This is a genomic window from Methanoculleus sp. UBA291, assembly GCF_002499755.1.
Taxonomy (GTDB): Archaea; Halobacteriota; Methanomicrobia; order Methanomicrobiales; family Methanoculleaceae; genus Methanoculleus; species Methanoculleus palmolei.
Map to the genome: position 1 here is coordinate 40895 of NZ_DANC01000006.1, position 21533 is coordinate 62427.

The 21533-nt window shown below is 62.1% G+C and carries 22 protein-coding genes; 19 read left to right on the forward strand and 3 right to left on the reverse strand.

Annotated features, from left to right (window positions below):
* Positions 1 to 7 precede the first annotated feature (7 nt).
* Positions 8 to 436 (reverse strand): 30S ribosomal protein S12, encoded by a 429-nt coding sequence (locus BP737_RS01365; protein ID WP_292393810.1) that lies wholly within the window; start codon positions 434 to 436, stop codon positions 8 to 10.
* A 173-nt stretch (positions 437 to 609) separates the two neighbouring features.
* Between BP737_RS01365 and BP737_RS01370 the strand changes: the two genes are divergently transcribed.
* The 8 genes from BP737_RS01370 (at position 610) to sepS (ending at position 8284) form a co-directional block, all read left to right on the forward strand.
* Entirely contained in the window at positions 610 to 1023 is a 414-nt protein-coding gene (locus tag BP737_RS01370) for a 6-pyruvoyl trahydropterin synthase family protein (protein ID WP_292393808.1), read from the forward strand.
* Positions 1010 to 1618: a 7-carboxy-7-deazaguanine synthase QueE gene (locus tag BP737_RS01375; protein WP_292393804.1), complete on the forward strand. Its 609-nt coding sequence runs from the start codon at positions 1010 to 1012 to the stop codon at positions 1616 to 1618. The genes BP737_RS01370 and BP737_RS01375 overlap by 14 nt, the downstream gene beginning before the upstream one ends.
* Positions 1618 to 2283, forward strand: a complete 666-nt coding sequence (gene queC, locus BP737_RS01380) for a 7-cyano-7-deazaguanine synthase QueC (RefSeq protein WP_292393934.1) — start codon at positions 1618 to 1620, stop codon at positions 2281 to 2283. Before BP737_RS01375 ends, queC begins: the two co-directional genes overlap by 1 nt.
* Positions 2284 to 2285: 2 nt before the next feature.
* On the forward strand, positions 2286 to 2780 hold the full coding sequence (locus BP737_RS01385) for an NUDIX hydrolase (RefSeq protein ID WP_292393802.1): 495 nt from the start codon (positions 2286 to 2288) through the stop codon (positions 2778 to 2780).
* Positions 2781 to 2885: 105 nt separating this feature from the next.
* On the forward strand, positions 2886 to 4157 hold the full coding sequence (gene prf1, locus BP737_RS01390) for a peptide chain release factor aRF-1 (protein ID WP_292408400.1): 1272 nt from the start codon (positions 2886 to 2888) through the stop codon (positions 4155 to 4157).
* The gene (gene argS, locus BP737_RS01395) at positions 4157 to 5821 is read left to right on the forward strand and encodes an arginine--tRNA ligase (protein WP_292393798.1); all 1665 of its coding nucleotides are present in this window, start codon (positions 4157 to 4159) and stop codon (positions 5819 to 5821) included. Before prf1 ends, argS begins: the two co-directional genes overlap by 1 nt.
* Positions 5802 to 6695 (forward strand): 4-demethylwyosine synthase TYW1, encoded by an 894-nt coding sequence (gene twy1, locus BP737_RS01400; protein ID WP_342685825.1) that lies wholly within the window; start codon positions 5802 to 5804, stop codon positions 6693 to 6695. Before argS ends, twy1 begins: the two co-directional genes overlap by 20 nt.
* A complete protein-coding gene (gene sepS / locus BP737_RS01405) occupies positions 6692 to 8284 on the forward strand; it encodes an O-phosphoserine--tRNA ligase (protein WP_292408391.1) in 1593 nt (530 codons plus the stop codon). The genes twy1 and sepS overlap by 4 nt, the downstream gene beginning before the upstream one ends.
* Here sepS and BP737_RS01410 read toward each other — a convergent pair.
* Positions 8262 to 10520 (reverse strand): bifunctional alpha,alpha-trehalose-phosphate synthase (UDP-forming)/trehalose-phosphatase, encoded by a 2259-nt coding sequence (locus BP737_RS01410; RefSeq protein ID WP_292408388.1) that lies wholly within the window; start codon positions 10518 to 10520, stop codon positions 8262 to 8264. The genes sepS and BP737_RS01410 overlap by 23 nt on opposite strands.
* Before the next feature lie 413 nt (positions 10521 to 10933).
* On the opposite strand from BP737_RS01410, the gene BP737_RS01415 reads away from it, so the two are divergent.
* Both BP737_RS01415 and BP737_RS01420 read left to right on the forward strand, forming a co-directional pair.
* Positions 10934 to 11317 (forward strand): hypothetical protein, encoded by a 384-nt coding sequence (locus BP737_RS01415; protein ID WP_292408387.1) that lies wholly within the window; start codon positions 10934 to 10936, stop codon positions 11315 to 11317.
* 52 nt (positions 11318 to 11369) lie between these two features.
* Positions 11370 to 11576, forward strand: a complete 207-nt coding sequence (locus tag BP737_RS01420; RefSeq protein ID WP_292408384.1) for a helix-turn-helix transcriptional regulator — start codon at positions 11370 to 11372, stop codon at positions 11574 to 11576.
* Positions 11577 to 11891: 315 nt separating this feature from the next.
* Here the strand turns inward: BP737_RS01420 and BP737_RS01425 are convergent, their stop codons facing one another.
* Positions 11892 to 12902, reverse strand: a complete 1011-nt coding sequence (locus tag BP737_RS01425; RefSeq protein WP_292408381.1) for a ribonuclease H-like domain-containing protein — start codon at positions 12900 to 12902, stop codon at positions 11892 to 11894.
* A 128-nt stretch (positions 12903 to 13030) separates the two neighbouring features.
* Between BP737_RS01425 and BP737_RS01430 the strand changes: the two genes are divergently transcribed.
* The 9 genes from BP737_RS01430 (at position 13031) to glmU (ending at position 21530) form a co-directional block, all read left to right on the forward strand.
* Positions 13031 to 13798: a TIGR01458 family HAD-type hydrolase gene (locus tag BP737_RS01430; RefSeq protein WP_292408379.1), complete on the forward strand. Its 768-nt coding sequence runs from the start codon at positions 13031 to 13033 to the stop codon at positions 13796 to 13798.
* Between the two features lie 4 nt (positions 13799 to 13802).
* Positions 13803 to 14906 (forward strand): hypothetical protein, encoded by a 1104-nt coding sequence (locus BP737_RS01435; RefSeq protein ID WP_292408376.1) that lies wholly within the window; start codon positions 13803 to 13805, stop codon positions 14904 to 14906.
* 402 nt (positions 14907 to 15308) lie between these two features.
* Positions 15309 to 16040: an ABC transporter ATP-binding protein gene (locus tag BP737_RS01440; RefSeq protein WP_292408374.1), complete on the forward strand. Its 732-nt coding sequence runs from the start codon at positions 15309 to 15311 to the stop codon at positions 16038 to 16040.
* Positions 16041 to 16045: 5 nt separating this feature from the next.
* Positions 16046 to 17134, forward strand: coding sequence for a SufB/SufD family protein (locus tag BP737_RS01445; RefSeq protein ID WP_292408371.1), 1089 nt, complete (start codon positions 16046 to 16048; stop codon positions 17132 to 17134).
* A gap of 12 nt (positions 17135 to 17146) precedes the next feature.
* The gene (locus BP737_RS01450; RefSeq protein WP_292408368.1) at positions 17147 to 17812 is read left to right on the forward strand and encodes a protein-L-isoaspartate(D-aspartate) O-methyltransferase; all 666 of its coding nucleotides are present in this window, start codon (positions 17147 to 17149) and stop codon (positions 17810 to 17812) included.
* Positions 17809 to 18429 carry a cyclase family protein gene (locus BP737_RS01455; protein WP_292408363.1) on the forward strand — a complete coding sequence of 207 codons (621 nt, stop codon included), beginning with the start codon at positions 17809 to 17811 and terminating at the stop codon, positions 18427 to 18429. Before BP737_RS01450 ends, BP737_RS01455 begins: the two co-directional genes overlap by 4 nt.
* Positions 18426 to 19031 carry a hypothetical protein gene (locus BP737_RS01460; RefSeq protein WP_292408360.1) on the forward strand — a complete coding sequence of 202 codons (606 nt, stop codon included), beginning with the start codon at positions 18426 to 18428 and terminating at the stop codon, positions 19029 to 19031. Before BP737_RS01455 ends, BP737_RS01460 begins: the two co-directional genes overlap by 4 nt.
* Positions 19032 to 19066: 35 nt before the next feature.
* The gene (locus BP737_RS01465; protein ID WP_292408358.1) at positions 19067 to 20323 is read left to right on the forward strand and encodes a phosphopentomutase/phosphoglucosamine mutase; all 1257 of its coding nucleotides are present in this window, start codon (positions 19067 to 19069) and stop codon (positions 20321 to 20323) included.
* A 7-nt stretch (positions 20324 to 20330) separates the two neighbouring features.
* Positions 20331 to 21530 (forward strand): bifunctional sugar-1-phosphate nucleotidylyltransferase/acetyltransferase, encoded by a 1200-nt coding sequence (gene glmU / locus BP737_RS01470; RefSeq protein ID WP_292408355.1) that lies wholly within the window; start codon positions 20331 to 20333, stop codon positions 21528 to 21530.
* The last annotated feature ends 3 nt before the right edge of the window (positions 21531 to 21533 follow it).

Here is a 21533-nt window from a genome sequence, read left to right on the forward strand (position 1 = left end):
TGCTCACTTACCTCCGCGGCTTCTCCTTCCTTCCGATGACCATTTCATTCAGACTGACATTGTTCACTTTGGTCACGACGAACCGGACACCGGGGATATCACCCATCGACCGGCCCAGCCTGCCGCCGATCCCCTCGATCTCGACCTCATCGTGCTCGTCGATGAAGTTGATGGCACCGTCGCCGACGGCGAATGCGGTCACCTGACGACCGTTCTTGATCAACTGCACGCGGACGCACTTGCGGATAGCGGAGTTCGGCTGCTTCGCCTCGACACCCACCTTCTCAAGAACGATCCCGCGGCCCTGCGGAGCCCCTTCAAGGGGATCAGATTTCACGTCGAGCCCGAGCTGGCGCCGTGCGTAGACGGTGTCGTGCCACCGGTTCGCCTTTGCGTCGCGCTTCAGTTTTCGGGCTGCAAATTTTCCATTTCCCATCGAATACCCTCGTACCGGTTGAATTTGTAGATAGGAGCAACTCCTGGTGTGCTATAAAGCAACGCGCGTTACGGATTTATATATTGTGGAACCCGTTTGCACGCCGATCTTTCGCCGTAGATATTTGATCGGGAGCTGATATAATATTATATCCTGGCAGGCAACCTTCATTGATGATAATCCGGATATACAAGGAGGTTTTTTTCGAGGCAACCCATCGCCTGATCCACTATCAGGGGAAGTGTTTCCGGCTGCACGGCCACCAGTGGCGCGTAGAAGTCTGGATAGAAGGGACGGCCGATGAGCGCACCGGGATCGTCCTTGACTACAACTGTATCAAAGAAGTCGTCGGGCGGTTCGACCACCAGGTGATCTTAAACAAAGACGACCCGATGGCGGCGAGCATCGAAGCGTTCCACCCGGTCGTCACCACCCCCGGCGACCCGACGAGCGAGCTCCTCGCCGGCCTCATCGCAGAGATGATCGACGCCGAAGCCGCACGGCAGGGGCGCGATGCCCGCGTAGCAAAGATCCGGGTCTGGGAGTCGACGACCTGTTACGCAGAGCGCACCTATGCTCGTCAGTGAAATTTTCCGGAGCCTTCAGGGGGAGGGACCAAACCAGGGACGGCCCTGTACGTTCATCCGGCTCTCCGGGTGCAACCTCCGGTGCGCCTGGTGCGACACCGCCTATGCCAGGGAAGACGGAGAAGAGATGAGCGTCGGGGAGGTCCTCGACCGGGTATGGCTGCTGAACGGAAAACGCATCTGCATCACCGGCGGAGAGCCCCTCCTGCAGAAGGAGGAGGTCCTCGAACTCCTCCGGAAGTTCGGTCTTCACGGGTATGCCGTCGAGATCGAGACAAACGGCACCCTGGATTTCAGGGACCTGCAGCCCTACGCCGCCGTCTGTATGGATGTCAAGTGCCCCTCATCGGGGGAGAGGAGCGATCTCGCGCTCCTCCCCTTCATCACTCCCCGCGACTGCGTCAAGTTTGTGGTGGCGGACGAGGACGATCTTCTCTATGCACGGGCGGTGACGGCACAATGTGAAATCCGGGGCGAGATCATCATCTCGCCGGTGGAAGGGGCCGACTATCGCGCCGTCGCGGACTACATCGTCAAAGAGAATCTTCCGGTGAGGTTTCAAATGCAACTCCACAAGATCCTGGGGATGAAATGATGAAAGCGGTCTGTCTTCTCTCGGGCGGCATGGACTCCTCCACGCTCGCCTACGTCGCAAAGGATATGGGTTACGATATCATCGCTCTCCACTTTACCTACGGTCAGAGGACCGAGGCAAAGGAGCGCGAGTGCGCCCGGACCATTGCCCGGGCGCTTGATGCACAGGAATTCGTCGAGATCAGCCTCGAGCATTTCAAAAAGATCGGGGCATCGAGCCTGACGGATGCCGCAATTCCGGTCGAGAAGTATTCCGGCGAAGAGGAAGGGATACCCAGCACCTACGTTCCTTTCCGAAACGGGAACCTGCTTGCCATCGCAACCAGCCTCGCGGAGGCCCGGCGTGCGGCGGCGGTCTTCATCGGCGTCCAGACCGGAGACTATCCCGGGTACCCCGACTGCCGGCCGGAGTTCATCGAGGCGTTCCAGCGGGTGGTCGACCTTGGTACGGCGGCAGACCCACGGATCACCCTGATGACGCCCTTTGTCCGGATGACGAAGACGGAGATCATCCAAAGAGGCATGGCGCTCGGTGTCCCCTACGAGCATACCTGGTCCTGTTACCAGAACAACGACCGTGCATGCGGGGTCTGCTCGTCCTGCCACTACAGGAGGGAAGCGTTCCGCGACCTCGGGTTGGAGGACCCGATCGAATACGAGAGGTAACTATGGAGATCTACCGCGGAAAACGACTCTCCGTCGAGAAGAGGGAAGTAACCCTCCCGAACGGGGAGATGATGGAGCGGGTGATCGTTCACCCCGGCGGAGCGGTTGCCATCCTTCCGGTTGAGGGAGACGATTGCTATCTCATCAGGCAGTACCGGTTCGCCATCGACGACTACATCCTTGAGGCTCCTGCAGGCACCATCGAAGAGGGCGAGAAGCCGCACGAGACCGCATACCGGGAACTGATCGAGGAGACCGGGATGAAGGCGTCGTCGTTCGTCCCGAAAGGCTGCATTTACTCCTCCCCGGGATATACCGACGAACGGATCTGGCTTTACCTGGCGCAGGACCTCTCCCCCTGCTCGGACTTTCGGATGGACGAGGACGAGGTGATCGAAGTCGTCCGCGTCCCGATCAAAGACCTCGACGCCATGATCGCGGACGGAAGAATTGCCGATGCAAAAACAATCTCTCTCATCTGCCGGTGCCTCCGGTAACGCGCCGGCGGACATCGGCGAATGTGCGCATATTTAATGCCATCTCCAGAGAAACATATAGTACTTCGACCAGTGAACAGTTTCCCCCAGGCTTGGTGAACTCCAATGGAAGAGACGCAAGGAATTGACACCGCGCGAAAGCGCTATGAATTTAAAAAGACGCTTGAGAGGCTTGCGGAGAAGGAGGGGAGCGGTACCGAGCTGATCACACTGTATATACCTCCGGATAAGCAGATCTACGACGTGACCGCCCAGCTCCGCGACGAGTTCGGGCAGTGCTCGAATATCAAGAGTAAACAGACCCGGACAAACGTCCAGAGCGCCATATCCTCCATCCTCTCCCGCCTCAAATACTATAAGCGCCCGCCGGAGAACGGCATAGCCATCTTCTGCGGCACCATCAATATCGGCGGCGACCGCACCGACCTCGATTGCGAGATCCTCGAGCCGCCCGAGCCGCTCGGCACCTACATGTACCGATGCAGCTCTTCGTTTGAACTCGAACCGCTGCAGCAGATGCTCGGCGAGAAGGAGATCTACGGCCTGATCGTCATCGACCGGCGTGAGGCTTACATCGGCTTCCTTCGCGGCAACCGGATTGAACCGGTTAACGGCGTCACCTCGACGGTCCCCGGCAAACAGCGAAAGGGCGGGCAGTCGAGCGTCCGGTTCCAGCGGCTGCGGCTGATCGCCATCAATGAGTTCTACAAGAAGGTCGGCGACCGGGCGAGCGATATCTTTCTCGCCGAGAAGGATTTCTTCGAGAAGTTTAAAGGCGTGCTGATCGGCGGCCCGACCCCGACGAAGGAGGAGTTCGAGGCGGGCGGCTACCTCCACCACGAACTCCAGAAGCGGATCATCGGGCTCTTCGACGTTTCTTACACGAACGAGTCCGGGCTTGCCGAACTCGTCGAGAGTGCGTCGGATGCCTTGAAGGGCCTCGACGTCATCAAGGAGAAGAACGTGATGAACCGGTTCCTTCAGGAACTGGTAAAGGACAACGGAGCAGCCGCTTATGGGGAGGAGAGCGTCCGAAAGAATCTGGAACTCGGCGCCGTCGACATGCTCCTCCTCTCCGACAAGCTCAGGAGAGCCCGGCTGAAACTCGCCTGTCCGAACAGCGACTACACCGAGGAGCGGACAGTCAGCCTCGAGCCGGGAAAACATATCAAGGACCTCGACCTCGGCACCTGCCCGAACGACGGTGCATCGCTCTACGTGGCGGAAGAGACCGATATCATCGACGAACTGACCGCTGCCGCCGACCAGAGCAGCACGGCGGTCAGGATCATATCAGACGATTTTGAAGAGGGTTCAATGCTCTACAACGCGTTCGGCGGGATCGCAGCGATCCTGCGTTACAGGACCGGATACTGATGTTTCAGGAAAAATACCACCAGATTGAGCGCATGCTCCGGGCATGCACCGGTGAGGAGGACGTCCTCCTCACAACCGGGGGAGATCACGCCGATCTCGCCTCGACCGTAGCGTTTAAACTGGCAAAGAGCGAGAAGCGCCCACCCCGGGAGATTGCCGCCGAGATCGCCGAAAGGATCTCGGCAGACCCCGAACTCGGCGATATCCGGGTCGAAGCGACGGGCCCCTACATCAACTTCGTGTTCGGGCCGTCGCTCCTCGCGGAAGCGGTCAGGGAGGCGCTCGAGCCCGACTACGGGAACCATCCCCGCCGCCCGGAAAGGGTGGTGCTCGAGCACACGAGTGCGAACCCGAACGGCCCCCTCCATGTCGGCCACATCAGGAACACCGTCATTGGAGACTCCCTTGCCCGGGCGTTCCGGAAGGCAGGGTATCCGCTTGAGGTGCAGTATTACTTAAACGACATGGGCCGCCAGATCGCCATCGTCTCGTGGGGGTTCGACCACCTCGGTCTTGCCCGCGAGGACGGCGAGAAGGGAGACCACTACGTCGCCCGGGTCTACATCGCAGCGAACCGCGAGATCGAGAAGAACCCCGCTATCACGGAAGAGATCGATCACCTCATGCAGAAGGTGGAGCGCGGCGACGCGGAGACCGTCAGGAAGTTCCGGGCGGCCGTCTCCCTCTGTGCGGAGGGGATCAAGACAACCCTCGCCGCTTTAGGCGCCCGCCACGACCGGTTCGTCTGGGAGAGCGACTTCGTCCGGATCGGCGACGTGGACCGGATCTTCGAGCGGGTCCGCCGCCTGCCGCAGGCCCACGAGGACGAGACGCTCTGGGTCGACCTCTCGGGAGAGGGTTTCGAGAAGAAGTACATCCTCCGGCGGAGCGACGGCACGTCGGTCTACAGCACGCGGGACCTCGCCTACCATACCTGGAAAGGGCACAACTACGACCGGGTGATCGACGTCCTCGGGGCGGACCACAAATTGATCGGCGCCCAGCTCCAGGCCACCCTCACCCTCCTCGGCGAAAAAGCGCCCGAGATCGTCTTCTTCGAGTTCGTCTCCCTCCCCGAGGGCTCCATGAGCACCCGGGCGGGAAAGTTCGTCTCGGCGGACGACCTCCTCGATGAGGTGACCGCAAAGGCATTCGACGAGGTGACCGTCCGCCGCCCGGAGCTCCCCGAAGACGAACGGCGCTCAATCGCGAGATCGGTCGCCGTCGCCGCCATCCGCTACGATATCGTGAAGGTCTCTCCCGAGAAGAGCACGGTCTTTAACTGGAAGGAAGCGCTGGATTTCGAGCGCCAGAGCGGCCCCTACATCCAGTACGCCCACGCCCGCGCCTGCAGTATCCTGGAGAAGGCCGGGGAGTTCACGCGGGCGTACCGCTACGAGACCGAACATGAGGTTGCGCTCGCCCGGCACCTCGCGAAGTTCCCGGCCGTCGTCGACGAGACCGTGGAGGAACTCCGTCCGCACCTGCTCGCCGCATACGCCCGCGAGCTCGCGGACCTCTTCAACGCCTTCTATCACTACGACCCGGTGTTGAAGAGCGGGGGCGAGACCCGGAACAGCCGCCTTGCGCTTGTGGACGCGGTCAGGAACACATTGCAGGAGTCTCTTCTGACCCTTGGGATCGATGCACTCAGAAACATGTAAGGCCCTCCGAAAGCAGGGCTACCAGTTCGTCAGCTCTGCCTCGTCGGCGGCCGTCAAGCCCTGCATGTGGAACAAGCGGGCGCTCAAGGGCGGGGAGATGTGCTACAAGGCGCAGTTCTACGGCATCGAGAGTCACCGTTGCGTCCAGATGACGCCGACCCTCCGGTGCAACCAGCACTGCCTCTTCTGCTGGCGGTCGTTCGAGCACGAGGTGACGCAGGAGGAGGAGTGCCCGCCGGACGTGATCATCGGAAGCCTCAAGCGCCTCCAGAAGAAGGCGCTCTCGGGCTACAAGGTCTCCCCTTACGTCACGCCGGAGCGGTTCGCGGAGGCCCTCGACCCGACGATGGTCGCGATATCGCTCTCGGGGGAGCCGACCTGCTACTCCCGTCTCCCGGAGTTGATCGACGGCCTCAACGCCGGGGGGTATACAACGTTTCTCGTCTCGAACGGGACCAACCCCGACGTCCTCGCCCGGTGCCGACCCTACCAGGTCTACGTCTCCCTGGACGCTCCCGACCGGGAGACCTACCTCCGCCTCTGCCGACCGAGGGAAGACTACTGGGACCGGGTGCAGGAGAGCCTCACCGGACTTTCCGGCCGCAGGTCCGCCATCCGCACCACGGTGGTGCGCGGCTACAACGATCTCTCGCCCGAGAAGTACGCGGCGGCCTATCAGGACTCCGGGGCCCGGTTCGTGGAGGTAAAGGGTTATATGTATCTGGGATACAGTAGAAATCGACTGGAAAAGGACCAGATGCCCGAACACCGTGAGGTGCGGGCGTTCGCGGAGAGCATCGTGGAGCATTGCGACTATGTCGTCAGGGACGAGAGCCCGGTGAGTCGGGTGGTCTGTCTGGAGCGGAACGTATGAAATTTGACGTGGAAGAGTTCAAGAAAAAGGCGAGAGAGGATTTCGAGCATGCCTGGCATGAAGGCCCGTCGGTACTGACCCCGCCGGGGGTTTCGGGCCGCTACCCCCGGTTGAAGTACACCCGGGCCACCCCGCACCCGATCTTTGAGATCGTGCAGCGGCTCCGGGAGACCTACCTCTCGATGGGGTTCGACGAGGCGATGAACCCTCTGATAGTTGAGGAGTCCGATATTTACCGGCAGTTCGGCCCTGAAGCGATGGCCGTCCTCGACCGGGTCTTCTACCTCGGCGGCCTGCCCCGTCCGAACGTCGGGATAGCAAAGAAGCAGATAGAGGAGATCGAGGCGATCCTCGGGCGGGCGGTCTCGCCCGCGACCGAGGAGAATCTCCGCGTGACCCTCCACGGCTACAAGAAGGGAACGATCGACGGCGACGACCTGGCGCACGAACTCGCGGGCGTCCTCGAGGCCGACGACGCGACCGTGGTGCACATCCTTGACGCGGTCTTCCCAGAATTCCGGGCGCTCGCTCCCGAGTCGTCGCGCAACACCCTCCGGAGCCACATGACGAGCGGCTGGTTCCTGACGCTCTCTTCCCTCTGGGAGAGACGCCACCTCCCGATCCGGCTCTTCTCGGTGGACCGCTGTTTCCGGCGGGAGCAGGAAGAGGGCCCCACCCGCCTGATGGCCTATCACTCGGCCTCCTGCGTCGTCGCGGGGGAGGACGTCACCCTCGAAGAGGGAAAGGCCGTCAGCGAGGCCCTCCTCTCGGCGTTCGGGTTTACCGAGTTCCGGTTCCAGCCCGACGAAAAACGGTCGAAGTACTACATGCCGGACACCCAGACGGAGGTCTACGCCCGGCACCCGGTCCTCGGCTGGGTTGAGGTCGCCACATTCGGCATCTACTCGCCTTCGGCGCTTGCGGAGTACGGGATCGGCGTGCCGGTGATGAACCTCGGCCTCGGCGTGGAGCGGCTCGCGATGATCGCCTACCAGTCCAACGACATCCGTGAGCTCACCTACCCGCAGTTCTTCCCGCAGGAGATCACCGACCGCGAGATTGCAGGCGCCGTCCACCTCCGCGAAGAGCCGGCATCCGCGACCGGAAAGCGTATGGCGGAGGCGATCCGGGCCACGGCCGCCGAACACGCCGCCGCGCCGGGACCGTGCGCATTCACCGCGTGGAAAGGCGAGGTCGCAGGGAGAACGGTGGAGGTCGTCGTCGAGGAGCCCGAGTCCAACACAAAACTGTGCGGACCCGCCTATGCGAACGAGGTCTTCGTGCACAACGGTTCGGTGCTCGGGGTGCCGGATATCGAGAAGTGGGCGCTCGTCCGGCGGGAAGGGGTCTCCACCGGCATCACCTACCTCGATGCCGCGGCAAACCTCGCCGCCGCCCGGATCGAGGAGGCGGCGCGGTGCGGGGAGGAAACCCGCGTCCAGGTAAAGATGGCGAAACTCCCCTCGGATATCAACCTGCGTATCGAAGAGTATGCAATGCGCTACGTCACCGACCACAACCGGAAGGTGGACCTCCGTGGGCCGGTCTTCCTGACGGTCCGGTCCGTCATCCCGGAGCCGCAGATCTAATAAAGCCCTTTCCTCGCCTCGGTTTCTCTTTTTTTCCGGCCGTCACCTCTCGATCGCACTCGATGCACCTCCGGAGCAGGGGCACCACGTCCCGCTGGGCGACCAGGTTAAAGCGGGCCCTGCTCGGGGCGAGCCCGACCTTGATCGAGTAGGCCCCGGGCGGCATCACCGCAAAGAGGTCCTCGTCGGTCCGGTCGTCCCCGACGGCAAGGACGAAGTCCCAGGCACGTCGAGAAACCCAGGTTAACGCCGCCCTCCCTTTGTTGACGACGTTGTTCTTGATCTCGATGACCTTGCTCCCCTCCATGACGCCGACGTCGAGGTTCGACGTCAGGTGCAGCAGGTCGTCCTTGAGATCTTTTGCCCGCTGGGCCCCGAGTATCGGCTCGGTTCGGCGGTAATGCCAGACGAGGGAGTAATCTTTCTCCTCGATGAAGGCGCCGGGTGTGCGGTCGGTGTAGAGTTCGAGGAGCGGCGTGATCTCCCCTTTCCATTCGTCCGAGAGCGCTTCTGGCATCCGCCACTCCCCGGAACGCTCCTTTATCCAGACGCCGTGCTCGGCGATGATCCCGATATCCATCTCCCCGAACCAGGCGTCCAGCGTATACCGGTCCCTGCCGCTGATCACCACCACCTCGTTGCCCGGTATACGGGCAAGGGACGCGAGCACCGCCAGCGTGGCTTCGCCCGGGACCGCCTTCTGCGGTTTTGCGGCGAACGGCACCAGCGTGCCGTCGTAGTCGAGAAGGAGCAGCCGGTTCTTGCCGGAGGCATAGTCTGCAACCAGTTCGTCCCTGATGGCGGGAGTGACGACCTGCTCGGAGCGTTCGACCTGGACCGCCCGGGCATCGCCCAGGCGGGTGAGGAAGTCGCTGACCCAGTGCTCGATGTCGTAGCGCATCAATCTTTTCTGCATGGTCCGGTTCCGCTCGATCTGTTCTTTCTCCGGCATGGCAAGCGCCGTCTCGATAGCCTCGAGCACCGCGTCCCGGTCGTTGGGGTTGACAATGATCGATTCGCCAAGTTCTTCGGCCGCCCCCGCCATCTCGGAGAGGATGAGCACCCCGGTGCCGTCGGTCCGGGTGGCGACGTACTCCTTCGCCATCAGGTTCATGCCGTCGCGGAGCGGCGTCACCAGGGCGACGTCGGCGGCGCTGTAGAACGCCACCAGCGTCTCGAACGGGAGGAAGTTGTAGAAGTAGCGGACCGGGACCCAGTCGGTCGTCCCGTATTTTCCGTTGATGCGACCGACGAGTTCGTCGATCCGCTTCTTTAACGCCCGGTAACTGTTGACGCTGGTCCGGGACGGGACCGCTACGAGAACGAGGGAGACTTTTCCCTGATACTCCGGCTTTTTTGCAAGGAGCGCGTCGAAAGCCTCGAGCCGAAGCGGGATTCCCTTTGTGTAGTCCAGGCGGTCGAATGAGAGGATGATCTTGCGTTTTCCGTACTTCTGCCGGATCCGGGCGATCTCTTTCTGGACCGGGGTACTGCCCGCAGCGTCGGCGAACCGGTGGTAATCGATGCCCATCGGGAAGAGGTCGGTCCGCACCACCCGTGTGCCGGTCCGGACCTCCCCGAAGGTATGCTCGTACCCGAGGAGCCGCCGGACACTGGAGAGGAAGTGGCGGACGTAGCCGTAGGTATGAAAGCCGATGAGGTCAGCGCCGAGGAGACCGGAGAGGATCTCCTCTCTCCAGGGCAGGTTCCGGAATACCTCGTACGACGGGAAGGGGATGTGGTGGAAATAGCCGATCTCTGCATCGGGCAGGCGCTCCCGGAGCATCTGGGGCAGGAGCATCAGGTGATAGTCGTGAACCCAGATGATGTCGCCGGGCTGGACCACTTCCATCACGGCGTCGCAGAACTTCTCGTTCACCCGCTGATAAACGTGCCATGTCTTCGGGTTGTAGTCCACGAAGTGGTTGAAGTAGTGGAGGAGCGGCCAGAGGGTGTTGTTGCAGAATCCGTCGTAGTAGTGCTTGATGTCGTACGGCGTGAGAAAGACCGGGTGGCACTGCTCCCGATTTAAGGCATCGACAATCTGTTCTTTCTCCTCTTCCTGCTTCCTCTGGGGGTTTATGCCGGGCCAGCCGATCCAGAGGCTCTCGTAGGACTTGTAAAATGAGCCGACCCCGGTGGCAAGACCGCCGACGCTCCGTTGCAGGTGGAGGTCGCCGTTCTTTTTTGAGACGCCGACCGGAAGTCTGTTCGATACTATCAGTAACCTGTTCATGGTTCGACCCTTGTGTGATCGGGAAAATGATCAGCACCACAAAGAATCTCAACTAAAATTAATTTTTTGGAGAAATCTCAAAGAAATGCGAATATCGCGCCTCCGACGAGCCCTTCATCTCCCCGGCTCCCCGCCGCCTGCCAGCGTCTCGCACTCCGCAGAGATCGTATCACGGCGGTGCGGACGGGGCATCTTCGGCAACGGTTGCCAGACGGACAGGGAATATTCCTGGCACCGGGGCGGATCGGAGATCCACGGCCGGATCGCCGCACCCGTATCCTCCCGGTAGGGAAGTCGACCGGGGTTTCCCGAAAGGAAGGTCAACGCGTACCTACGCAAGATTTAGATATCTGAACGTTATATATTTCTAACATAGTGTTAGAAATATCAAACACGATGTGATGACAATGCGGTTGAAACAGTCCGTACTTCTGGTCTTCGGCATCCTGCTCGTTCTTGCAGGCATCGCCCTTCAGTCTACCGGCATCGCCGTCGAAAGCACCGCTGTGGTCGCGCTCGTCTCGGCGGGTGTCGTTATGGTAATCGTGGCGGTTATCACCGGCTTTAGCAGACAGGGCGAAGTCCTCTCCGACGAAAGGACGAAGAGAATCGGCGCTTACGGCGCCGCCTACTCCTGGGCGCTCACGTCGGTACTGATACTGGCCTTTTTATGGCTGGACTTCCTCGGTCTGGCGTCGTTTGATCTTCAGGGAACGCTCCTGGTCTTGCTGTTTACCATGCTCCTCTCGGCCAGAATATTCCAGTGGTACCTCTTCCGGCAGGGGGACGGGGCATGAGACCGGCGGTGCAGGCCGCCGAATGGCACCTGCTCCGGAAGGGGGACGCCGGGTGAAGACCAGAATCCGGGAACTCCGGGCGAAGACGGGGCTCACCCAGGAGGAACTGGCGCGGCAGGTCGGGGTCCGGCGGGAGACGATCGTCTTCCTCGAGAAGGGGAAATACAACCCCTCCCTGAAGCTCGCTTACAAAGTGGCCCGGACGCTCGGCTCCACCATCGAAGAAGTCTTCACGTTCGAGGAGGAAGACCTGGCGTGACCGGATACACCGGTTGACAGGGCGTGATGGATGAACGGGAGGAGCGTGCCTTGAAAACACAATACAGAAGAATCGCAAAAAAAAGATATTGGGGGCAATATCTAGGGTTGGAATGAAAAGTTAAAAATGTTATTATTTTTATCAGACCAAAAATATTGGCTGGATTGTTTATTTAAACACATATCGGCTGTGTATCGGGTGAGTGCTTATTATCTCGGTTAAAATATAATTCACACAGATGCATCGAACGTTCGGGATGGGCGCGGCACCGGGGAACTATTCCTCCGTTCTTTGAACGGTTTGTCTCGATTCTTTCTATCTTTTCACCCCGGTTCCCGTCGGGGAGCCGTCGTCCCCTCTCAGGAGGCCGAAGAGCCGTGCGAGCGAGATGAGGTCCTGCCGGTTATGCTCCACCACCGGAACGAGCGGACCGGGGTTCCCGGTCCTCCGGTAGATATTGTAGAACTCCGGCACCATCCAGCCAGGAACATCGTTCTCCCGGGCTACGCCGAGAACCCCGGCCTCGAGCGCACAGAGCCGGCAGGTCCCGAGCGAAGCCCGCCAGCGCCGGCGTGCAGGGTAGAGGATATCGAAGTGAGGCGCGGAAAGGTCTGCCGGGATGCCGTAGCGGGTGAGCCGGTCGCGGAGATAGGGGAGGTCGAACGCCCTGCCGTTGAAGGTGACGTAGACCGTTCCCTCCGCTTCCAGGTCCGGAAGGACAGCGGTGAGTGCCTCCTCCTCCTCTTCGACGGACCGGAGCAGGTACTGGCGGACGACGATCGACCCGCCGTGAACCCGGGCAAGGCCGATGAGGATGATCGGCCGGGACGCGAGCCCCAGCGTCTCGATGTCGAGGAAGAGAAACTCCTCGGCGGCATAATACCGGCTGATATCGAGGAGGAGGGGGTCGCTTCGTCGGTGGTGCCGCCGCTCGATCCAGGTTGCAAGACCGCGGGTGTCCTCCCGCGCCACCGCCGTAAGGAGCCGTTCGGCCTCCGGGCGGTAGAGGGGGTGCCGGACAAGGTCGGCAACCGTCCGGTAGCCCATCCGCCGCAGTCTTTGCCCGGTCGCCTCGCCGATACCGCGGACCAGGGTGAGGTCGGCGAGGACGGCCGAAGCCGCCCGGTCGGGGCTTCTGCCGTCGAGGTCCACGGCACTCCGGGATTCAAGGACGTAGCACGTCCCGGAGGAGCAGGAGACTTCCCGGCCGCAGAAGACATCCTCGACCGTCCGGCCCCGATACTCTCTGACGAGGTCGCTTGAGGATACGGTGCCCTCCCCCACGGCTCGCCACGGTCTTCCTGCCTGCCTGAACGGGTACGTCATTCTCCCGACAGAGGATTAGGCGCTTCTGGCATTCAAAAGTAACCGCCGCGTGGTGAAAGTGAACGGGGTCGGTCTCTCTCCCGCCTGCCGGGCACCGCATAAATACTCCCGCAAACAAAAGAGGAGGTATGCAGATCGGAGCAGTCCTGATCGACATCGACGGCGTCCTCTACGTCGGCGACCGGCCGGTCGCTGGAGCGGACCGGGCGCTCCGGGAACTCGACCGGCGAGGAATACCCTATCGGTTCGTCTCGAACACCACCCGCCGGTCCCGCCGTTCGATTGCCCGCCGCCTGGAGGCGCTCGGCTACGCCATCCCGGAGCCGTGGATCATCACCGCCCCGGTCGCCGCAGCCGCGCACCTGCGGGAGGGAGGACGCACCCGGTGCTACCTTCTCACCACCCCCGATGCGCGGACCGACTTTGAGGAAGCGGGCCTCCTCGCCGTCGATGAGGAAGCCGACGTGGTCGTGGTCGCCGATGCGGCCGACGACTTCACCTACGAGACGCTGAACCGGGCGTTCCGTCTCCTCCTCGCCGGAGCGGACCTCGTCGCGCTTGAGAAGGACCGGTACTGGATGGGGTCGGACGGACTGATGCTCTCGGCCGGTCCGTTCGTGGCTGCACTCGAATACGCCGCCGGAAAGAAGGCAGAGGTGATCGGGAAGCCTTCCCCGGCGTTCTTCCTCCGGGCGCTCCGGGATATCGGGGCGCGCCCCGGGGAGGCGGCGATGGTCGGCGACGACATCGTCACCGATATCGGCGGCGCCCGGGCTTGCGGAATGAAGGGGGTCCTGGTCAGGACCGGGAAGTACCGGGAAGAAGCGGTCCGCCGATCTGGCGTGACGCCCGACCTCGTCATCGACTCTCTGGCAGACCTCCCCGATTACCTCTGATACCATGTGGAAACGAATCTTCGTCGTGCTCGTCCTCGTCGCCGCGACCCTCGGGGCCGGGTGCCTGGGCGGCTTCCTGAACCCGCCGGCCGTCCCGCCGGCGATTGTGTCGGTCGAAGGAGCGGCCCTCGATCCGGTGCCGGTCTACACCTTCGCCTTCGAGGACGGAGAGGAGACGATCCGGATCGATCCCGACCCGGGGGTCTATGCCGGTGCCAAGAACGCGGACCGGCGTCTCTACCTCTATGAAGACCTTTCAAAAGAGGAATGGGTCCCCATCTACTACCGGGCGTTCGTCAACGACTCCCACCAGGAACCCTTCTACACGGACCTGCTCGCGGCCTTTCGCGAGATCCGGACCCGGGAGGGGCTCGACGACGACCGTTACCTGGAACTGATCGCCGCGTTCGTCCAGTCCATCCCCTACAGGACCGACACCTCGATCGTCGAGCCGAAGTTTCCCATCGAGACCTACGTCGACGGAGAGGGGGACTGCGACGACAAAAGTCTCCTCCTCGCGGGCCTCCTGGCCCGGGAGGGCTACGGTGTCGCGCTCTTCTACTTCGAAGACGAAGCCCACATGGCCGTCGGCGTCAGGAGCGCCGGGTCTCTCTACCGCAACACCACCTACGCCTACATCGAGACCACGAACACAAGTTACGTCGGCCTCCCGCCCGAGACGCTCGCGAACGGGACGGTCCTGTCCACCGACCCCCTCGTGATCCCGGTCGGCGACGGGCCCCGGTCCTACACGGGGTGCGACCAGGTCCTGACGATCGAACGCGCCCTCACCGCATCGTGCGACCGGGTCGAGGAACTCGCACCGGAACTAGAAGCACGCGCCCGGGAACTTGAGGCAGAGGAAGAGGCTCTCGAGTCCCTCGGCGCACGGTTGAAGACTCTCGCCCGGGCCGGCGAGAACCGGGAGTATAACCGCCTCGTCCCGGAGTATAACCGGCAGGTCCGGGACTACAACAACGCGGCAGGGTCCTACAACGCCCTGCTCGAAGAATCAAGGGCTGCCGTAGACCTCCACAACTACCTCGTCACCCATGCCCACGACCGGCCGGGGTCATACCTTCATGCCCGGGCATACCTCGCAGAGTGAGCGTGAGGAGATAGCGGCACTCCGTAAAGGCCCTCCGGTCACAAAGAGGTGCGGTTTGCCGGGGCAATGGTGCTGGTATACGCCACTTTACGCATCTGGTTTCTTCGAACAACATTCGGATACCGGGCGGCCCGCTCGGCAATGTAAGCAAACGTGGTAGCTGTCGATCTCTCCATATATGAACCGGGGCGGGATCACTACTTAACCGTAGGCCGTGTGCAGGGTGAAAGTGAAAGATTGGAGTTCCCGGTGAACCCGGGCGTGAGTTCTGCATCAAGACGGCTGGATGATTCGCCCGCAGAACCGATATCCATCTTCGCCTTCCCTGCCGGCTGAAACGGCAGTTGCTCTGTTGGCAAGTGTTAATGTATCCCCTGACAAATACATGGAACGGAGTGCCGTATGCTGGATATCAGTGATTTGCACGTGAGCGTGGATAACACCGAAGTGCTCCACGACATCAACCTCCACATCGGACCGGGAGAGACCCACATCCTGATGGGCCCGAACGGCTCGGGAAAGAGCACGCTGCTCAAATCAATCATGGGGTTCGACGCTTATACGATCACATCGGGGTCCATCACGTTTAAAGGAAAAGACCTCACCGATATGCCGATCAACGAGCGGGCCCATCTCGGGATCGGCATGATGTTTCAGCAACCTCCTGCGGTATCCGGGCTGAAACTCGGGAAATTGCTCGCCGCCACATCCCACAGGGGAGAGGACGCGATAGAGGCGCTCGCACAGTCGGTCAACATGGAGCACTTTCTCTCCCGGGACGTCAACGTCGGGTTCTCCGGCGGCGAACTCAAGCGGAGCGAGGTCCTGCAGCTGAAGGTCCAGCAGCCCGATTTCCTCATGCTGGACGAGCCGGAGAGCGGCGTCGACCTTGAGAACATGAGCCTGATGGGAAAGGAGATCGCAGGCCTGCTTGAAAAAGACGTTCGGATCGTCAACAGGCGGAAGAGCGGGCTGATCATCACCCATACCGGCTACATCCTCGATTACCTCAATGCCGACCAGGGTCATGTCATGATAAACGGCCAGATCCGGTGCCACGGCAACCCCCGCGAGATTCTGCGCGTGGTCAAAGAGAAGGGATACGGAGAGTGCCTGCGTTGCAAACAGATATAACCGATATGAAGCAGATCCCGGAGAAAGACCGGGAACGCCTCGCCCTGACCGGCCTTGAAGTCGAGATGCACAACCGGTGCGGAAGTTTCTTCCAGATCGACCAGAACGTGATCCAGACCACCTGCGGGGCCGAAGACGTCGAGATGCTCCCCATCAAGGCCGCCCTTGAGAAGTACGACTGGTTGAAGGACCACTACTGGAAAGCCGTCCCGAAAGACAAGGACAAGTATACCCAATATGTAGCGAAGCAGGAGCCGCAGGGCCTCGTCGTCATCGCTCAGCCAGGCGCGAAGGTTGCCATGCCCATTCAGGCCTGCCTCTTCCTCCGCGAAGAGCCGGTGCAGCACGTGCACAATATCTTCATCGCAAAAGAGGGTGCGGAGATCCACATCATCTCCGGCTGCGCCAGCTCATGGCAGAAGAAACAGGGCGCGCACATCGGGGTGACCGAGATCTACGTCGGCAAAGGCGCCAGAGTCACGTCCACGATGATCCACAACTGGAACCCGGGAATCAGCGTCTTTCCGCGGAGCGCCACCATCGTTGAGGAGGACGGGACCTTTCTCTCGAACTACATCTGCATGCAGCCGGTCCGCCAGGTCAATATGTACCCGACGGCGCACCTTATCGGAAAGAACGCCGTGGCCCGTTTCTCAAGCATCGCCGTCGCAACGCCCGGGTCGCTCCTCGACCTCGGCTCCCGGGCCATCCTCGGTGCCGAGCATACAAGCGCCGAACTCATTACCCGGGCCATCACCACCGGCGGCACCGTCATCTCCCGGGGCCATATCCGCGGCGAACGGGATAACACGCGGGGTCACATCGAGTGTAAAGGCCTGATCTTAAAAGACGGTGTCATCCACGCCATTCCCGAGATCGAAGGAACGCTGACCGGCACCGAGCTCTCCCACGAGGCCGCGGTCGGCAAGATCGCCCGCCACGAGATCGAGTACCTTATGGCGAGAGGGCTCTCCGAGGAGGAGGCCACCGCAACCATTATACGCGGGTTCCTGGATGTAAAGATCAGCGGCCTGCCTGCAGTCCTGCAGGCGCATATCGATGCCGTGATCGATAAGGCGGAATCCGGGTTCTAGTCGGGAGAAGAGATGACGGAGAGCGACCCCTGCCAGAGGGAGCGCGAGGAGATGGTGGAGTTCCAGGTCCGGGCCCGGGGGGTCAGGGACCAGAGAGTGCTTGCTGCGATGCGACGCGTTCCGCGCCACCTCTTCGTGCCGAAGGGCTTGGAGCGTGCGGCCTATGAGGACCGGCCGCTCCCCATCGGGAAGGATCAAACCATCTCCCAGCCCTACATCGTCGCCGTCATGACCGAACAACTTGAACTTACGCCGCACGACCGGGTGCTCGAAGTCGGGACCGGCAGCGGCTACCAGGCTGCACTCCTCGCCGACCTCGCCGGCACGGTCATCTCCGTCGAACGCCTGCAGGACCTCGCCGACAGCGCACGGGAGAACCTCGCCCGGGCCGGGATCGCCGGTGTCCGGGTGATCGTCGGCGACGGCACGAAGGGGTATCCCCCGGAGGCCCCGTACGATGCCATCGTCGTCACGGCGGCTTCGCCTGACGTTCCGCAGCCCCTGATCGATCAGCTCGCGGAAGGCGGACGGCTGGTCGCCCCCATCGGAGCGCGGGACTGCCAGAGCCTGATCAAACTCGTGAAGCGGGGGGGCAGGGTGGAGGAGATCCCGCTCGGCGGCGTCTGTTTCGTGCCGTTGATCGGGCAGTTCGGATGGCGGGAGGAGGGCTCTCTGTGAAAATTTACGACATCACCCGGGACCTCTCCGAGGACGTCGTCGTCTACCCGGGGGACATCCGTCCCCGGTTCCGTGAGATCGATAACGGACAGTACCGCGTGACCGAGATGGCCCTCGGGAGCCACACCGGGACGCACATCGACGCCCCGTCCCACTACGTGAGGGGGGGCCGGACGGTCGACCGGGTTCCGCCCGGAGTGCTGATGGGCCCCGCCCGGGTGCTCGACTGCAGCGATGTAGACGGGGCCGTCGATGCAGAGCGCTTCGCCGACTGCCTCTCCGGCACCCGGACGCTCCTCCTGAAGACCTGGTTTTCGGGACGGCAGCGGTTCGAGCCCGGGTACCCCGCACTCTCCCTTGAGGCGGCGGGTCTCATCGCCGACGCCGGGATTACCTGCCTCGGGACCGATACACCGTCGATCGAGGCATACGACGGGGACGGCTCGGTCCATCGCCGGTTGCTTGAGAGCGACATGGTCATCCTCGAACTGCTCGACCTTGCAGCCGTGCCGGAAGGCGATTATTACCTGGTAGCGTTGCCGTTGCGCCTTAAAGGCGCGGATGGGTCGCCCGTGCGGGCGGTCCTCTACGAACGAGACGCGGAGGATCAACCATGAGTCTTTTACACGATGCAATCGGAAAAATCGAGAAGATCCTGGAGAACAGCGGGTGCGAACACGGGATCGTGGCCCTCGCGGTGAACCACGACGCGGATACCTGCCAGTATCCGAAAGGGGTCTGCATGGAGGGGCATTTCGGCGGGCGAATCGGACAGTTCGTCACGAGCGCTCCTGTCCGGGCCAACACCCGGATATCTTTCATGTTCGGTGCACCGCTCGTAAATCAGGAGCAGCGCGGAGCGGCGAGCGCGATCATCAACGCCGTCTCGGCGTTCCTCTGCCTGACACGGAAACTCCGTCCCTGCACCCCCGACTGCTACGGCCCCTGCCTTGCGGAACTCTCCCGTGAAATTGCCGGGAAGCGCGTCTATCTTGTCGGCCCGATGCCGGTGCTCGAACGGGCTCTCGAACACCAGAGGGTCGACTCGCCGGAAACGGCCGAGCTCTTTCTCATCGCCGGAGACGGCATGACGACGGACGCAGGGGTGGCCTGCCTCGACGAATACCGGGGAAAGAAACGGATGATCTTTCTCGGCCCGTCGACCGCCGGAGTCAGCGGTCTGATAAACCTCGAACACTGGTGTCCCTACGGACGATGAATACCTTTTTTAGGAAAAAAAGGATTACAACAACTATGCTTTTCGGCTCTTCCGGAATTCGACGGGAGTTCGGTCCCGACCTCGTCGATCTCGCGCTTCGTGTAGGAGCAGCCACCGCAGACGGCGCGCCACGCGTTGTCGTGGGCAGGGATACCCGCACAACGAGCGAACTGCTGGAACATGCCGTCGTTGCCGGGATGCTCTCGGCCGGCGCAACCGTCTATTCCTGCGGCATCGCACCCACCCCGACGGTCGCGCATGCGACCGGAAACGTGGACGCAGGCTGCATGATCACCGCCTCGCATAACCCCGAGTCCTACAACGGCGTGAAACTGCTTAACCCCGACGGGTCGTCGTTCACCCTCCGGCAGCAGACGGAGATCGAGGAAGCAATCGGAGGGTCGCACGGGAAGACCTGGGCGGAGCAGGGACGCACCTCTCACATCGATGCGGTGGACGCGCATCGGGAGGCAATCCTCGACCGGGTCAGCCTCTCGCGGCCCGTCACGGCCGTGCTTGACTGCGGCAACGGCGCGGGCAGCGTCATCACCCCCGATCTCCTTGCCGGAGCCGGAGCAACCGTCGTCGGGCTGAACTGCAACGTCATGGGCCGGTTCGCCCGGCCGTCGGAACCGCTCGAAGCAAACCTCCCCTACATCGGTGAGATCGTCCGAAAGCGGGGTGCCGCGTGCGCGGTGATCCACGACGGCGACGCCGACCGGATGATGGCGTTCGACGAGCGGGGCCGGTATATCGACGGAGACCACCTCCTCATGCTCTTTGCAAGTTACCTCGACCGGAAGCATGTGGTCACCACCGTCGACGCCTCGATGGCTATCGAAGAGGTCGCAGAGGTCCGCCGCACCCCCGTCGGGGACAGTTTCGTCTCCGAAGAACTCCTCTCCTGGGGAGATTTCGGCGGGGAGGCGTCGGGGAGCTGGATCTTCCCCGAGTACTCCTACTGCCCCGACGGGATCTACGCTGCGGCCCTGCTCTGCGAGATCGCGTCGGAGTGGTCGATCGCCGGGGAACTGGACCGGATGCCCCGGTATACCCTCCTCCGGGAGTCTTACCGCATCGGAACGCCGCGGGAAGTCGTGACGGCAATGGGTGCCGACGAGCCGACGCACGGCATCCGGGTCGAGGATGAAGACGGCTGGTATCTGGTCCGCGCAAGCGGCACCGAACCGAAAGTCCGGATCACGGCCGAGGGAAAGACGCCCAAAAAAGCAAAAGAAATGCTCGATATGGGGCGTGCCGCCCTTGAACGGGCAAAATGTAGTCAGGAGTAAAAAGTCTATGCAATGTGTCGTACTTGCTGCGGGGGAGGGAAAACGGATGCGTCCCCTGACCGCCCGGCGTCCGAAGGTGATGCTTCCCATAGCCAACCGCCCGATGATGGAACACCTCGTCCTCGCGGCCCGGGATGCAGGGATCACCGACTTCATCTTCGTCGTCGGTTACTGTGAGCGTGAGATCCGGAACCACTTCGGGGACGGCAGCGACTTTGGCGTGAAGATCGCCTACGTGACCCAGCGCCACCAGCTCGGCACCGCGGATGCCCTGCGGGCGACGGCAGGGCTGGTCGGCGACCGGTTCCTCCTCTTAAACGGCGATATGGTCCTCAAACGGGACGATATCAGGGAACTCTGCAGGAAGGACGCCCCGTGCGTCGGGATCCACGGGACCGACCACCCGCAGGACTACGGCGTGGTGACCGTGGAGGGGGACCGCATCACGGGTCTGGAGGAGAAATCGGAGCATCCGAAGAGCAGCCTGATCAACGCGGGCGCCTACCTCTTCAACCCCGACGTCTTCGACCTTCTCTCCGGGATCACGGTCTCCGGCCGGGGGGAGTTCGAACTGACCGACGCCCTCGACTCCTACATCCGGGAGGGGACGCTTTCTGCATGCCCGCTGAACTACTGGCTCGATGTCGGGCAGCCGTGGGACCTCCTCGACGCAAACGAGGCCCTCATCGCGTCGATGGACCACGAACGGCGCGGCACCGTCGAGGACGGATGCACCGTCCCGGAGACGGTCGGCATCGGGAGGGGGACCGTTATCCGGGCCGGGACCTATATCGAGGGCCCCTGCGTCATCGGCGAGAACTGCATCATCGGCCCCCACGCCTATATCCGGGGATCGACCGCCATCGGCGATGACTGCCATATCGGGCACGCAACCGAGGTCAAGAACTCCATCATCATGCCGGGCACCAAAGTCCCGCACTTCAACTACATCGGCGACAGCGTCGTCGGGAGCGGGTGCAACTTCGGGGCCGGCACCAAGGTTGCAAACCTCAGGCACGACAACGGAACGGTGAAGGTTTGCGGGAAGACCACCGGAAGGCGGAAGTTCGGCGCCATCATCGGGGACAACGTCCTCTTCGGCATCAACTGTTCGGTCAACGTCGGGACCCTCATCGGCAGCAACGCGAGAATCGCTCCGCACTCCCTCGTAGAGGGGTGCATTGAAGAAGGATCAATCATCAGGTGAGAC